The sequence below is a fragment of the Streptomyces sp. NPDC086077 genome, from assembly GCF_040686175.1.
Classification (GTDB): Bacteria; Actinomycetota; Actinomycetes; order Streptomycetales; family Streptomycetaceae; genus Streptomyces.
The window spans coordinates 1-14,639 of the sequence record NZ_JBFBJT010000011.1; the positions used below are offsets into that span (position 1 = coordinate 1).

General features: G+C 73.7%; 10 protein-coding genes and 1 pseudogene. 4 read left to right on the plus strand and 7 right to left on the minus strand.

Annotated features, from left to right (window positions below; genetic code table 11):
• The first annotated feature begins 130 nt into the window (after window positions 1-130).
• The gene (gene treY, locus AB0O67_RS05260; protein WP_365446377.1) at window positions 131-2,482 is read left to right on the plus strand and encodes a malto-oligosyltrehalose synthase; all 2,352 of its coding nucleotides are present in this window, start codon (window positions 131-133) and stop codon (window positions 2,480-2,482) included.
• A 244-nt stretch (window positions 2,483-2,726) separates the two neighbouring features.
• On the plus strand, window positions 2,727-3,980 hold the full coding sequence (locus tag AB0O67_RS05265) for a M14 family zinc carboxypeptidase (RefSeq protein ID WP_365446379.1): 1,254 nt from the start codon (window positions 2,727-2,729) through the stop codon (window positions 3,978-3,980).
• A gap of 144 nt (window positions 3,981-4,124) precedes the next feature.
• Here the strand turns inward: AB0O67_RS05265 and AB0O67_RS05270 are convergent, their stop codons facing one another.
• From AB0O67_RS05270 to AB0O67_RS05280, 3 genes are all read right to left on the minus strand, one after another.
• Window positions 4,125-4,544 (minus strand): SSI family serine proteinase inhibitor, encoded by a 420-nt coding sequence (locus AB0O67_RS05270; RefSeq protein ID WP_365446381.1) that lies wholly within the window; start codon window positions 4,542-4,544, stop codon window positions 4,125-4,127.
• On the minus strand, window positions 4,541-5,944 hold the full coding sequence (locus AB0O67_RS05275) for a M14 family zinc carboxypeptidase (protein ID WP_365446383.1): 1,404 nt from the start codon (window positions 5,942-5,944) through the stop codon (window positions 4,541-4,543). The genes AB0O67_RS05270 and AB0O67_RS05275 overlap by 4 nt, the downstream gene beginning before the upstream one ends.
• A 194-nt stretch (window positions 5,945-6,138) precedes the next feature.
• Entirely contained in the window at window positions 6,139-6,690 is a 552-nt protein-coding gene (locus tag AB0O67_RS05280; protein ID WP_365446385.1) for an FHA domain-containing protein, read from the minus strand.
• A 173-nt stretch (window positions 6,691-6,863) separates the two neighbouring features.
• Here AB0O67_RS05280 and treZ point away from each other — a divergent pair, with 173 nt between their 5' ends.
• The gene (gene treZ / locus AB0O67_RS05285; protein WP_365446387.1) at window positions 6,864-8,609 is read left to right on the plus strand and encodes a malto-oligosyltrehalose trehalohydrolase; all 1,746 of its coding nucleotides are present in this window, start codon (window positions 6,864-6,866) and stop codon (window positions 8,607-8,609) included.
• Between the two features lie 95 nt (window positions 8,610-8,704).
• Here the strand turns inward: treZ and AB0O67_RS05290 are convergent, their stop codons facing one another.
• The gene (locus tag AB0O67_RS05290) at window positions 8,705-9,658 is read right to left on the minus strand and encodes an aminoglycoside phosphotransferase family protein (protein ID WP_365446389.1); all 954 of its coding nucleotides are present in this window, start codon (window positions 9,656-9,658) and stop codon (window positions 8,705-8,707) included.
• A 46-nt stretch (window positions 9,659-9,704) separates the two neighbouring features.
• Window positions 9,705-10,832: an aminopeptidase P family protein gene (locus AB0O67_RS05295; RefSeq protein ID WP_365446391.1), complete on the minus strand. Its 1,128-nt coding sequence runs from the start codon at window positions 10,830-10,832 to the stop codon at window positions 9,705-9,707.
• A 168-nt stretch (window positions 10,833-11,000) separates the two neighbouring features.
• Between AB0O67_RS05295 and AB0O67_RS05300 the strand changes: the two are divergent.
• Window positions 11,001-11,614 (plus strand): annotated as a pseudogene (locus tag AB0O67_RS05300) (metallophosphoesterase); the annotation flags it as partial.
• Here AB0O67_RS05300 and AB0O67_RS05305 read toward each other — a convergent pair.
• Both AB0O67_RS05305 and cyc2 read right to left on the minus strand, forming a co-directional pair.
• Complete coding sequence (locus AB0O67_RS05305) at window positions 11,607-12,215, minus strand: PDZ domain-containing protein (RefSeq protein WP_365446393.1); 609 nt, start codon at window positions 12,213-12,215, stop codon at window positions 11,607-11,609. The pseudogene AB0O67_RS05300 and the gene AB0O67_RS05305 sit on opposite strands and share 8 nt — an antisense overlap.
• A gap of 190 nt (window positions 12,216-12,405) precedes the next feature.
• On the minus strand, window positions 12,406-14,571 hold the full coding sequence (cyc2, locus tag AB0O67_RS05310; protein ID WP_365446395.1) for a germacradienol/geosmin synthase Cyc2: 2,166 nt from the start codon (window positions 14,569-14,571) through the stop codon (window positions 12,406-12,408).
• Window positions 14,572-14,639: the final 68 nt, after the last annotated feature.

Here is a 14,639-nt window from a genome sequence, read left to right on the forward strand (position 1 = left end):
GCGCGCCGTCCGGTGCGGCGGCCCTGGGGAACCTGGGACGGTGACGCCCGTCACTCCCATGGCCGCGCGTGTGGGCGGACGGGCAGCGGGCGATGACACGAAACCCGGCGGGGCGGGTACGTAGCTCTCCATGACACCTGAGCGTCCTGACCCGGTGGTGCCCACGGCCACCTACCGGCTGCAGCTGCAGCCCGAGTTCCCGTTCGGTGCCGCGGCGGCGGCCGTGCCGTACCTGGCCTCGCTCGGCGTTTCCCATCTGCACCTGTCGCCCGTCCTGGAGGCCGTGCCGGGCTCGCTGCACGGCTACGACGTCGTGGACCACGCGCGCGTGCGAGCGGAACTGGGCGGCGAGGACGGGCTGCGGGCGCTCGCGCACACCGCGCGCGAGCACGGCCTGGGCCTGGTGCTGGACATCGTGCCGAACCACATGGCGATGGCGCCGCGCCACAACCACGCCCTGTGGGAGGTGCTGCGGGAGGGGCCCACGTCCCCGTACGCGCGCTGGTTCGACATCGACTGGGAGGCGCAGGGCGGCCAGTTGCTGGTGCCGGTGCTCGGGCAGCCTCTCGGCGACGCGATCGAGCACCTGAAGGCCGACGGCGACGTCCTGCGCTACCACGACCACGCGTTCCCGCTGCGCGAGGGCACCGGGCAGCTGCCCCTGCCGCAGCTTCTGGACGCGCAGTGGTACCGCCCGGTGTGGTGGCGGCTGGCCCGTACCGAGCTCAACTACCGGCGTTTCTTCAGCATCTCGGAGCTCATCGGGGTGCGCGTGGAGGACCCGGAGGTGTTCGAGGCGACGCACGCCAAGATCCTTCAGCTGCTGCACGACGGCGTGATCGACGGGCTGCGCATCGACCACCCCGACGGGCTCGCCGACCCCGACGCCTACCTCCGGCGGCTGCACGAGGCGACCGGCGGCCGCTGGACGGTCGTGGAGAAGATCCTGTCCGACGGCGAGAGCCTGCCGGCCTCCTGGCCCGTCGCGGGCACCACGGGCTACGACGCCCTGCGGCACGTCGACGGCGTGTTCGCGGACCCCGCGGGCGCCGGTGAACTCCTGGGTCAGTACCGGCGCTTCGCGGCGCCCCAGACGGACCGGGGCGGGCACTGGGAGGCGACGGTACGGCGGGCGGCGTACCGCGTGCTGGAGCACGAGCTGGCCGCCGAGGTGGACCGCCTGACCCGGACGGCGAGCCGCCTGTGTGCGGCGTCGCCGGAGCCGGAGCTGCGCGACCGGGCGCCCTGGGCGCTGCACACGGCGCTGCGGGAGCTGCTGGTGCGGATGGACGTCTACCGGCCCTACAGCTCCGGGGACGCGGCGGCCGTCGTCACGGCGGAGGCCGCGGCGGAGGCCGAAACGGCCTTCGTCGTGCCCGAGGAGGGCGGCGCGGTCGACGTCGTGCGCGGACTGGTGCTGGGTCGGTACGGCGACGCGCCGGACCAGTTGGAGTTCCGGGCGCGGTTCGCGCAGACCGCGTCGGCGCTGCGGGCGAAGTCCGTGGAGGACACGGCGTTCTACCGCTATGTGCCGCTGCTGTCGGCGACCGAGGTGGGCGGGAACCCGGGGGTACCCGCACTGGCTCCGGAGGACTTCCACGCGTACTGCGCGCGCGTGCAGCGCGACTGGCCGCTCACCGGGACGGTGGTCTCGACGCACGACACCAAGCGCAGCGCGGACGTGCGGGCGGCGCTGGCGGTGCTCACCGAGTGCCCGCAGCGCTGGGCGGACGTACTGACGGAGGCGACCCGCACCGATGAGGGCGTGCCGGACGCGCAGCTGGCGTGGGCGGCCTGGCAGACGGTGTTCGGCCTCGGCACGGCCGACGCGGACCGGGTACGGCAGGCGCTGCTGAAGCATGTGCGCGAGGCCGGCCTGTACACCAGCTGGACCGAGCAGGAGCCGCCGTACGAGGAGGCGGTGACGGCGTTCGTGGACGCGGGGCCGTGCGGTCCCCCGGGGGAGCCCGTGGCCGCGCTGCGCGCGGAGCTGGAGCCCCACATCCGGGCCAACGTGCTGGGCACGGCGCTGGTGCATCTGACGATGCCCGGGGTGCCGGACCTGTACCAGGGCACGGAGGGCGAGTACCGGGCGCTGGTCGACCCGGACAACCGCCGGCCGGCCGCGTTCCCGCCGGTCGGGGACCTCGGCGCCAAGGGGGCGCTGACCGCGGCGGCGCTGCTGCTGCGGGCGCGACGGCCCGAGGTGTTCGGGGACGCCGCGACGTACGTGCCGCTGGCGGCCGAGGGCGCGGCGGCCCCGCACTGCCTGGCGTACGCCCGCTCCGGCGAGGTCGTCGCGGCCGTCACCCGGCTGTCGCTGCGGCTGGCGGAGGCGGGCGGCTGGCGGGACACGGCGCTGCCGCTGCCCCCGGGGCGCTGGGTGGATGTGCTGGACCCGGAGCGGGAGTTCAGCGGGCACGCGCGCGTGGGCGAGTTGTTGGAGCCGCTGCCGGTGGTGCTGCTGGAGAGGGTCGGCTGAGAGGCGGGCGGTCTCGGGCAGCCCCCGCCCGCCGGCGTGCATTCCGGCGGGCCACCGGGCTGGTACCGGTGGCGGGTCGGCCGGGGATCGGTGGGGGCGTGCGTGCCGTGCCCTGGCGTGCACGTTTCTGCGCGCGGCCCTGCGTGCATCCGGGCGCCCCTTGGGGGCTCCCCCGCCCTCTCCTTGACACTGCCCCTGGACCGTGCGGTACTGCGGGTGCGAAGCCGGGTGGGCAAGTCGGGGGGTGAGTCTTCTGCCGGAGCTGCGCTACCCCACCGTGACCGAAATCGTGTCGTCCGCACGGGCGTTGGCCGCTCAGCATCCCGGCTTGTGTGCCCTCCGGCAGATCGGCGTCTCCCGCGCCGGCCGACCTCTTCACCTGCTGTCCGTGGGGCGCTCCCGGCACGCCGTCCTGGTCGTCGCGGGCGCCCACGCGAACGAACCGACGGGGGGTTCGACGCTGCTCGCGGTGGCCGAAAGGGTGCTGCGGGAATGGCAGTTACGGGCCGGCATCTCATGGCACTTCCTGCTGTGCGCGGACCCCGACGGGGCGAGCCTGCACATCACGCCGGCGCCGCGCAGCCTGTTCGACTACCACCTCGGATTCTTCCGGCCCGCGGGCCCCGAGCAGCCGGAGTGGTCGCCGGCCGTACTGCCGCCGGACCGGCTGCCGCCCGAGACGCGGGCCCTGACCGGCGTCATCGACGAGCTGCGGCCCTACCTCCAGGTGACCCTGCACGGCACCGATCTGGGCGGCAGCTGGGTGCAGTTGACGAAGGAGATACCCGGCCTGGCCGAGCCGTTCGCCAAGTCCGCGGCGGAGCTGCACATCCCGGTGGAGACGGGCGCCTCGGACGCCGCGGGCTGGCCCGCGGCCGGACCCGGGGTGCATGTGATGCCGGCCGCCGGAGCGGGGCTGGCGTACCCGAGCATGCCCTCGGACGACGCGCGCCACAGCACCTGGTACCACGTGCACCGGTACGGCGGTCTGACAGCGGTCGTGGAGGTGCCGATGTGGGCCAGCGACCTGGTGGACGACCCGGCCCCGCATCCGGCGCCGGCCACGGCGATGCGGCGCCTGGCGAGCCGGCTGCTGCGGGACGCGCTTCGGGTGGAGCGGGTGCTGTCGGACGCGGCACCGCGTCTGGAGGGCCTCGACGGGCCCCTGCTGCGGGCCGCCAGATGGGCGCTGGAGCTGGTGCCCGGGCTGGCCGCCGACTGGACGTGCACGCCGCCCGCCGGGCACACGATGGCGTACGTCGGGAGCGTCGACGCCTTCGCCCGCCGCCTGCCTCTGCGGGCGGCGGCGATGCTGTTGCGGGTCCTTCAGGAGACCGACGACCGGGCTGCCCCGCGCCTCGAACGGCTCGTCGCGACCTGGAGCGAGTCCTTCGCCGACCGCTTCGCTGCCCGCTGGGTGCCCTTGGAGAACCAGGTCGAGCACCAGGCCCGCACCGTCGTCACGGCGGCCCTCCACGCGCGTGACCGAGCGGCGTGACCAGGAGCCACGTGCGTGACGGAGCGGCGTGCCCCGGAGCCACGCGCGTGAGGAGGCACCCCACGCGCGCGTGCCGCCCGGCAGCCGTCACCGGCCGGCCGGCGCGCGCGTGCCGCCCGGCAGCCGTCACCGGCCGGCCGGTGGTCAGCCGTCCAGCGCGAAGACCGCCCCCGTACGCGCCTCCGTCTCGCAGGCGTTGCCGAACGTCTGCCGGTAGTCGACGGCCTGTCCGCGCCACTGCCCGCGCGCGTGGACCGTCACCGGCGCGTGGACCATCGGGCAGTAGGCGTGCTTCAGCGGGAGGCGGCTGATGTCACCGCTCACGGAGTCGAGCTGTGCGCAGGCCTCGACGGCCCGGCCGTGCCCCTGGGGCGGGTCGCACAGCAGCAGGGTGCCCCGTGTGTCGCCGGACCCGCCCCCGCCCCGGGTGACCGTGAGGTAGAGCCAGTCACTCACACGGGACTCCGGGACCGTCGCCCGCGCCGGTGCGGCACCGACGAGGAGGAGGGCGGCCACGGCCAGCAGACCGCCCCGTACGGCTTTGGTGGTGAGGGTGTGCGTCATTCCCGGTGCATCGGCACGACCGGTTCGCAGCCCCAGTCCGACTCACCCGAACGGAAGTCCCGGGGCGCGTGCCGCCGGGCCAGGTCGAACGCGGCGAGGATCACCTGGGACTGGTACTCGGCCTGGCGCGCGACGGGGATCCAGTGGGCCCCGCAACCGTCCCGGTAGTCCGCGCACCACTGGTCGACCAGCGCGTCCAGCTCGGGCAGCACCCCGGCGGGATCGCGCCCCGCGCGCGTGACGAGCTGGTGCAGCAGCCCCGCCGTGCGCAGCGCCAGCCGCCGTCCCGAGACGCGCAGGGCGGTCAGATGGGCGGTGGTCAGCGGCGGCAGGGTGCGGCGCGGCCGGTCGCCGAGGTCGGGGTCCCAGTCGTCGGCGAGCCCCGGACTCACGAGCAGGTAGTCGTCGACGGGGGCCAGCAGCCGGGCCGCCTCGGGGACCGTGGCGGCATGCGGGCGCACGCGCGCGAGGATGCCCCGCAGCAGCCGCGTGTCGTGGCGCAGTGCCCGGCTGAGCGCCCGCAGCGCCGCCTCGGCGTCGGCGGGCGCGGAACCGTCCCCCACGCCGTCCACGCCCCACATGGGCGCCTCCACGACGGCCGTCACGGTGCCGTGCCGGTGCGGGTGGTACCACGTCGACTCGACGGCCGCCTCGGTGATCGCCGCGACCAGGTCACCCCGGCGCGGCGGCGGTATCCGGTAGACGGCGGGACCGAGCACGGGCCAGTACAGGGCGTCGTACGCGCCGAGTTCGCGCGGGATGCCGAGGCGGGCCGAAGTCCGGGCCACCGCCTGCGGGAGTCCGGGCAGGTCACGGGTGAGTTCGACGAAGCCGCCGCCGACGTCCACACCGTGCAGGGAGCACTGGAAGAAAGGTTTCAGTTCGTCCTGGAGGGCGAGCAGGGCACGCGTCTCCGGCAGGGCGGCACCGGCCGCCCCGTCGGGCAGCCACTCGGGCTGTTCGAGGAAGCCGGGGCGGAAGAACCGCCGGAAGTACCTGTCGAGGCTGTACGGCCCCGTCAGCCAGCCCTCGTTGTGCCGCAGGCCGTCGGGGTCGAGGCACAGCAGCAGGTTCCAGGTCGTGTCGGCGCCCTCGGTCAGGCGCGGGTCGGCGAGGGCGCGCTCGGCCAGCAGCAGGACGGTGGCGCCGCCGACGGGTTCGTTGGCGTGCGGCCCGGCGACGACCAGGGCCTGACGGCTGCCGTGGCCGACGGACAGCAACCACAGGGGCGTGCCCGCGCGCGAGGCGCCGACGCGGCGCAGCCGTGCGGCACGGGGGTGGCGGGCGACGAGGGCGGCCGCTCGCGCGCCCAGCTCGTCGACGGTCGGATAGCGGAGGAGTGGCGGCAGGGCACACCTCCGTGGTGCCGTCGGTTCACCTGATGTGTGCGGTGTACGCACAGTCAGTCACGAGTTCAGGTGTACGTCAACACCACCATGGCCAGGGCTATTTGGGGTCCGGAACCACGGACGCGGGGCGATCCCCGGGCTTCGGCGCGCCCGGGGCTCACGTCGGCGTTTCGGTCGATCGGCCGCTCGGGCGCCGCTCCGTTCACTGCCCCGGCCGCCGCCCGGCCGGCCGCTCAGTCGGCCGCTCAGTTGGCGGCGAGCCGGAACGTTGTCTGCCCGAAGCCGACCTGGTCGCCCTCGCGGACCACGGTGGCACCGGTGACGCGCCGCCCGTTCACGGTGGTGCCGTTGGTGGAGCCGAGGTCGCGCAGGACCCACATGCCGCCCTGGCGGGTGAGTTCGGCGTGCACCCGGGACACCGTCTCGTGGTTGAGCCGGAGCCCGTTGGCGGGATCACGGCCTATGCGCAGGGGGTGTCCGGCGGCGGGGTGGGGCAGCAGCAACTTCGGCAGCCGTTCGGCCCGCCAGGCCCTGCGCAGCCGCTCGGTGAAGCCCGACACCGCCTCGACCGTGCCGAACACCATGCGCGCCACCCGGCTCTCGGTGGGCAGGTCGGCGGTGAGCACGGCGAGCTCGTCGGACCGGCGGGCGGCGAGCGCCAGTTCCATCCGCCGGACGAACGTGTCGTGCGAGAGACGGCCCATGGCGACGCCGTCACGCAGCACCTTCAGCGCTTTGTCGCGCTCCGCGTCGGACAGCCGCGCGGGGTAGGTGGAGAACTCGAAGGACGACGTCACACGGGTGATTGTCGGGCAGTGAACCCCGGGTGTCCAGAAATCGGGGAAACGGACACCACGCGCGCGTACCGGACGACACCGGGTGCAAAAGGGGGTATGCACAAGCGGATTGATCTCGTGTGAAGCACGATGGTCGAGCTACATCACGGTGAGCAGACGAAGGGGAACCGTCCGTGCAGTTCGAGGTGTGGGCACCGCAGGCCGGCCGTGTGACGCTCCATTGCGACGGAGCCACGCGCGCGATGGAGCAGGACCCGGAGCGAGCGGGGTGGTGGGCGATCGACGCGGAAGCCCGTGACGGCACGCGCTACGGCTTCGCGGTGGACGAGGGCCCGGTGCGGCCCGATCCGCGCTCGCGGCGGCAGCCGGACGGACCGGACGGGCTGAGCGCGGTGGTGGACCACGGGCTCCACCCATGGCGTGCCGAGTGGCCCGGCCGCCCGCTGCCGGGCGCGGTCCTGTACGAGCTGCACGTGGGCACGTACACGCGTGAGGGCACGCTGGACGCGGCGGCGGAGCGACTCGGGCATCTCGCCGAACTGGGCGTCTCCCATGTCGAGTTGATGCCGCTGTGCCCGTTTCCCGGGCGCCACGGCTGGGGTTACGAGGGCGTCTCGCTCTGGGCGGTGCACGAGCCGTACGGCGGGCCCGCCGCGCTGAAACGCTTCGTCGACCGCGCCCACGAACTCGGTCTCGGCGTGGTCCTGGACGTGGTGCACAACCACCTCGGCCCGTCCGGCAACTACCTGCCCGAGTTCGGCCCGTACTTCACCGACCGGCACCACACCCCCTGGGGCACGGCCGTCAACCTGGACGCGCCCGGGTCGGACGAGGTGCGGGCGTTCCTGATCGACAGCGCGCTGGCGTGGCTGCGCGACTACCGGCTCGACGGGCTGCGGCTGGACGCCGTGCACGCGCTGGTGGACACGCGGGCGGTGCACTTCCTGGAGGAGCTGTCGGCCGCGGTGGACGCCCTCGCCACGGATACGGGCCGGCCGCTGTTCCTGATCGCCGAGTCCGACCGGAACGACCCCCGGCTCGTCACCGGCCGAGAGGCGGGCGGCCTGGGGCTCCAGGCGCAGTGGAACGACGACTTCCATCACGCCCTGCACGCGGCGCTGACGGGTGAGTCGCAGGGCTACTACGCGGACTTCGCGCGCGCCCCCGTCGGCGCGCTCGCCAAGACGCTCGCCGGAGGCTTCTTCCACGACGGCACCTACTCCAGCTTCCGGGGCAGGCGGCACGGACGGCCGCTGGACCGTGCACGGATCGCCGCGCACCGGCTCCTCGGTTACAGCCAGACCCATGACCAGGTGGGCAACCGCGCCCAGGGAGACCGTCTCTCCGCCGGCCTCTCCCCCGGCCTGCTGGCCTGCGCCGCCGCGCTGGTGCTGACGGGCCCGTGCACGCCGATGCTGTTCATGGGCGAGGAGTGGGCGGCAGGTACGCCCTGGCAGTTCTTCACCGACCACACCGACCCCGAGCTCGCGGAGGCGGTACGCCGGGGCAGGCGGCGGGAGTTCGCGGCGCACGGCTGGGCCGAGGAGGATGTGCCCGACCCGCAGGACCCGGCGACCCGGGACCGTTCCTGCCTCGACTGGACCGAGCCCGACAACGAGCACCACGCGCGCGTGCTGGCCTGGTACCGCCGGCTCATCGCCCTGCGCCACGAACAGCCGGACCTCACGGACCCGGACCTCGCCGACATCAAGGTGGCCCACGACGAGGAGGCCCGCTGGCTCGCCTTCCGGCGCGGGGACATCTGCGTGGCCGTGAACCTCGCCAAGACCACCGTCGGGATTCCCCTGGGCTCCCGGCCGGCCGAGATCCTCGCCGCGTGGGAGCCGGTCACGCCACCGGACGAGGAGGGCGTGCTTCAGGTCCCCGGGGAGTGCTGTGTGATGGTGGCGCAGCCGTAGGGGTGGCACGCGCGCGCGGGTGGGTGCCCACTCGGGGTGACGCCCGCCCCGCTCACCCTCACCCGCGCGGGGGCACGCCGCCCGCCCCTGGAGCGCTACAGGGCGTCGTCCGTGTCGTCGCCGTCGTCCGCGTCCTCGCCCCTGCATTCCGTCACGCGTTCCAGGAGGATCGCCTCCCACGCGTGACGGAGCCCCTTTCTCAGGTCGGGCAGGGACCCTTCGCCCCGGCCGGCAAGCCGGTCGGCCAGGTGGACGACGCTGTCGCAGCGGGCCAGCCACAGGCCGCGCAGACAGGGCCGGGCGCCGTAACCGGCGAGGGTGGCGGCGCGGACGGCGGCTGGGGCGCCGACGGCGAGGGCGAGGGCGGCGACGTCCTCGGCGGGGTCGCCGAGGACCACGTCGGCCCAGCCGAGGACGCCGCGGACCCGGCCGTCGGTGCTTACCACCAGGTGCGCGCCGGTGAGGCCGTGGTGGACGAGGACCGCGCCCCCGCTCTGCGCGGCGAGCTGCACGGCCGCGGGCGCGGTGAACGGGTGCAGGCGGGCGGCGTCGAACTCGTCGGCCGCGTCGAGCCGTTCGGCGGCGTCCTGGGCAGCGGCGCGCAGCTCCTCCAGGGAGCGAGGGGCGGCACGCGGCACGCCGAGTGCCTCCGCCTGCCGTACGGGCACCTCGCGCAGCCCCGTGAGCAGCCCCGCCAGGTCCGCCTCGCCGAGGGCGGAGACGTCGTGCTCGGGCGCCGAGCCGCCGGGCACCTTGGCGTCCAGCGTGTAGGTGAGGCCTGGCGCCCACTCGCCGTGCGCCACGCTGACCGGGACGGCGACCGGGAGGTGCGGGCGGACGAGGTCGCGCAGCCGCAGTTCGCGGCGCTGGCGCAGGGCCGCCTCGCGGTCGGGGGCGAGACGCAGCACGTGCCGGGTGCCGACCCACCACGTGGTGCGCCCGCCGCTCCCGGCGACGGGCCGGACGTCGGGACCCCCCGCACCTTCCTTGAGCAGGGAACGGACCAGTCCGCGGACGGTGTCCTCGGTGGGTGTCGGTGCCTGGGTCATGGTGGGACCGTCGTCGCTCGGGTGCGTACAGGGGCTCCTGGGTGGGTCACTCCACTATCAGCATCTCCCGGGACGTGTTGTTGAGGCGACGGCCGCCGTCCTCGGTCACGGTGACGATGTCCTCGATGCGTACCCCGAACCGGCCCGGCAGGTAGATCCCGGGCTCCACGGAGAAGCACATGCCGGGGACCAGGGGCTGTTCCTCGCCCTCGATCATGTAGGGCGGTTCATGGGTGGTGACGCCGATGCCGTGCCCCGTGCGGTGGATGAAGTACTCGCCGTACCCGGCGTCGGCGATGACCGCGCGGGCGGCCCGGTCGACCTCCTGACAGGGCACACCGGGGCGCACCGCCCGGAAGCCCGCCTCCTGCGCCTCGCGCACGAGGTCGTGCACCTCGCGCTCCTCGCCGGTGGGTTCGCCGACGTGGACCGTGCGGGAGGTGTCGGAGCCGTAGCCGTCCTTGAGGCCGCCGAAGTCGAGGACGACCATGTCGCCGCGCTCGATGACACGGTCGCCGGCCTCGTGGTGCGGGTCGGCCCCGTTCGGGCCGGACGCGACGATGGTGAAGTCGACCTGGGAGTGGCCGAACCGGCGCAGCAGGGCGGCGAGGTCGGCGGCCACGTCGGACTCCCTGCGGCCGCCGAAGGGGACGTGTCGGAGCTCCTCGAACGCGGCGTCCGCGGCCGCCCCCGCGGCGGCCAGGAGTTCCAGCTCCGCCGCGTCCTTGACGGCTCGCAGCATCGGCAGTGCCTGCGTCAGCGAGGCGTACGACGTGCCGGGCAGCGTCTGCTGCAGGCCCAGCAGATGCATGGCCCAGGCGTTGTCGCTGATGCCGAAGTGCCCGGAGGCACCGAGAAGGCCCGCGGTGAGGGCGTAGGGGTCCTTGCCGTCGGTCCAGTCCCGCAGCGTCAGGGCGGCCGCTCCGGCCGCGTGCGCGGCGTCGGGGGCCTCCAGGGCCGGGACGACGAGGACGGGTTCCCGGTCCGGGGCGAGGACCAGCAAGGTGAGCCGTTCGGTGGCGGCGGTGGGCGCGTAGCCGGTGAGCCACACCAGGTCCGGCCCCGGCGCGACCAGCAGCCCGGCGAGTCCCGCGTCGGCGGCCGCCCGCGAGGCGCGCCGCATCCGGGCCCGGTAGTCGTCTGCCGTGAAGGGCGCGGCCGTACTGCCGGTCATTCCAGCCTCCTTGAGCCGTTCAGGAACCACGGGCAGCATCCTGCCTGCCCGAAGAGGGCGACGCGAGCCGGTAAGCGCGGTTCGCGACAAAGCTGGCCCGAGCACCGAATCCAATGCTTAGATGCAGACATTCCATTAGCACCGTCCACGGGAGCCCCGTCGTGCTCCCACGGGACGGAGGCGGAGTACGAGGAGGCGGCCCGCATCCTCGGCCTGCGGTCCGGCGACACACCGTTCCCGGTGCTGACCTGCCCGGGCAACCACGACAGCCGCGCCCCCTACCGCAAGGCCCTGCTGGGCTGGCCCGCGGCCGAGGGCCCGGTCAACGAGGTGCACCTCTTCGACGACGCCGCCGTACTGATGTGCGACTCCAGCATCCCGGGAAGCGACGAAGGGCTCCTGGACGACGAGACGTACGAGTGGATCGAGGCGACGCTCGACGGACTCGACGAGGGTCTCCCGGCCTGCTCGCCCTGCACCACCCGCCCGTCGCGCTGCACCACCCCTTGCCCGACTCGTGCCGGCTGCGGGCGCCGCACCGGCTGGCCGCACTCATGGAGCGCCGCCCCGAGGTCGCCGGGCTGATCACGGGGCACGCGCACAGCGCGACCTCCACCACGTTCGCCGGGCGCCCGCTCGCCGTCGGCCCCGGCGTGACGTGGACGCTGCGACTGCCCTGGGAAGGCGAGGGTGCCGCCGACCGGGAGGCGCCGGTCGGGCTCGCCTTTCACGTGCTGGACGACGGGGGACGGCTCACCAGCCACTTCCGCGTGGTCACGTGAGGACACCCGGCGCCACCGACAACTGCTGTTGTTCACCGCTCTCGTGGCGCACCGTCACCAGGACGCCCGCCCCGGGACGCGCCTTGTCGACCGCCCGGACGAGGTCCGCCGCGGACTCGACGGGCATGCCGTCGAACGTGAGCAGTACGTCGCCCCGCACCAGGCCCGCGGCGTAGCCGGGGCCCGGGATGTGCACGCCCACGACAAGGGCGCCGGACCTCTCGGCGTCGGTGACCTCGACGCCCATGACCATGTCCGCCGCGGGGGCCGGTCCGGTGGCCGACGGCCCCGAGGAGTCCGGGCCGGACGAGGCGGACGGCTGGCCCGACGACGCCGGGGCGGAGGGCCCCGGCCGACCGGGCTGGCTCCGGAGTTCGGCGAGCTTGCTCATGCCGATCACCGTGGCGGCCACGGTGCCCAGTCCGACGCCGGACAGCACCAGCACCGTCCCGACGAGCAGCCCGAGGAGCAGGGTCGTGAGCCGCCGACCGCGTCTCCGTGCGGCATGCGGGCGCCGGACGGGGTCGGAGCCGGGGCCGGGGCCAGGGCCGGCGGGCTCCTGCCCGGGGATCGGCTTGGGACGCAGCGCAGTCTGTTCCATGGTTCGCCTCCGCTGGTGCACTACCCGGCGCACCGGCGCACGACGAGCCACGAAAGAGTGAGACTGACCGACGGTCAGGCTGGAAGGCACCCTTTGGCGCAGCCCTCCAGCGCCGAGCACGCAGGCGTGCCGGAGCGCGGCCGTTCCCTCGCCGAGGAGACGGCCGCACAGCTGGACGGACCGCGCGGGATCAGCTGACCGTCAGGGGCGGGGACGGGGCACGGTCGGGCAGGAAGCCATGGGCCCGACTCTCCAGCCAGTCCGCCTTGTAGCGGGCGACGTGCCGGTGCCAGTTCAGGATGCCCGCCATCCAGTTCTGCAGCGCGGCCACGTACCCGCCCATGCTCTCGCGGTCCTCCGCCGACAGATCGAAGTCGTCGTACACGACGGGCAGTTCGGACGCCGCCACATGCTCGAACTGCTGCATGCGCTGCGTCATCAGGTCGTTGACGACGGTGAGGGCGGTCGGGTAGTCGGTGCCGAAGAAGTTCTGCACCACCAGGACCGCGTTGTGGATCTCCCCCTCGTACTCGATCTCCTTCTGGTAGGAGAAGACGTCGTTGAGGAGGCACGCGTAGTCGATGGCGGCGTTCTCCAGCGAGCGGACGGGTCCGCTGCGGTAGACCTCCGGCGGGATGTGGGGGCCGTGGCCCATCCGGCAGAGGCTGATGGTCAGGTCCGAGCCGAAGGTGGCGCGGCGCATCTCCAGGTAGTCGACGGGGTCGGGGATGCGGTTGTGGACCTGGTTCGCCACCTCCCACACCCAGCTCTCGGTCATCACGTCGATCGCGGCCTTCATCCGGCGCCGGGCTTCCTCGTCCATGTTCGCCGTGGTGCGCCGCCACAGGTCGGCGAGGCCGAGTTCCATGGCGTTCGCCGGCACGATCGGCACCGGGCCGTCGAGGGGCATGCACGCCGAGAGGCGTTCCGTGGACAGCCTGGCGGCGGCGAGGTCGCGGCGGTGCCCGAAGACCAGCGGGTAGTAGTCGTCGCCGTAGGTGCCCCAGGCCAGCCAGCACGCGCTGAGGTCGAGAGCCTCCGGCGTGCCGTCCGGGTCGAGGCCGGCGGAGCACAACGGCAGGTCGTTCGCCGCGAGTTTGTCCTCGTCCCAGACGCCCTCGCTGAGCATGCCGACGCCCTGGACCCAGGGCAGCAGGCGGGCGCGGGCACCGTCCAGGTCGGGGTTGAGGCGCAACTGGAACGGCATGTGGATGTCGGGGATCCGGGACGGCCCGACCTTCTGGAACGGCACGTGCGTGTACGCGCGCATCCGCTCGGCGCCCGCCGAGGCGAGCAGCGAGCGGATGTCGGTGCCCGAGGTGCCGATCCCGGTGGCGCCGATGGTCCACGGGCTGCCGGCCGTCGCGTTCTCGTTCATGTAGCGGCTGGAGCGCATGTGCCACTCGTGGCCGCCGGACTGCCAGTCCTGGAGGCCCTTGGTGTAGGCGGCGATCGCGGCCAGCGCGTCCGGGGTGAGGCCCTTCTCCAGGGCCAGCGCGGGGACTTCGGTGAACGCGGTGTGCTCGAACTGGTGCAGCCGGGAGGTCAGGATGTCGTTCACGGCCTCCGCGGCCTCCTGCGTCGTGCAGCCGAAGAAGGTCTCCAGGACGAGCACCCCGTTGCTGAGCTCACCCTCGTCCTCCACCTCCCGCTGGTAGGAGAACAGGTCGTTGCGCAGATGGACGCCGTCGGAGAAGGTCTCCATCAGCACCCTGAGCGGCCGGGAACCGGCCACGGACGCGGGCACCTCGGCGGTCGCGTACTCGACGAGACCGGCGGACCAGGGAGCGCCGCCCACCTTGCGGCGCATCTCGATGTACTCGACGGGGTTGGCGATCCGCCCCTCGTTGATGTTGGACAGCTCCCACAGGGACTCGTTCAGCAGGTGCTCGGTGGCGACGGAGAACCTGCGCCGCCAGTCCATGGACATCGAGGGCACCGTGCGCGCCCACAGGTCGGCGAGGCCCGCCTCGACCGGATTCTCCGGCTCCGGTACGGGCGTCGACAGGTCCAGGGGCATGAACAGCGGCAGCCGGTCCAGATAGGCCTTGCCGCCGGCGCGGTCCTGGCTGCGCTTGAACGTCTCCAGGAAGTGGTCGTCGAAGAAGAAGACCCACACGTACCAGTCGGTGATGAGCGCGAGCGCTTCGGCGTCGCAGTCGGGGTGCGTATAGGCGCAGAGCAGGCCGTAGTCGTGCGCTTCGAGGTCGGCCTGCTCCCAGATCCCGGACCCCTCCAGCATGCCCATCTCGCGCGCCCACACGGTCGAATGGGCACGGGCCTCGTCGACATGCGGGTTCAGCCGCGCGGGATACGGCATGTAGAAGTGCGGGAGTTCGAACGGCTGCTGCGTCATGGCCGGGCCCTACCCGCGGCCCGTCGGGGGCATCCGCGAGCGGGGATCTGATCACACCATCGCGTGAA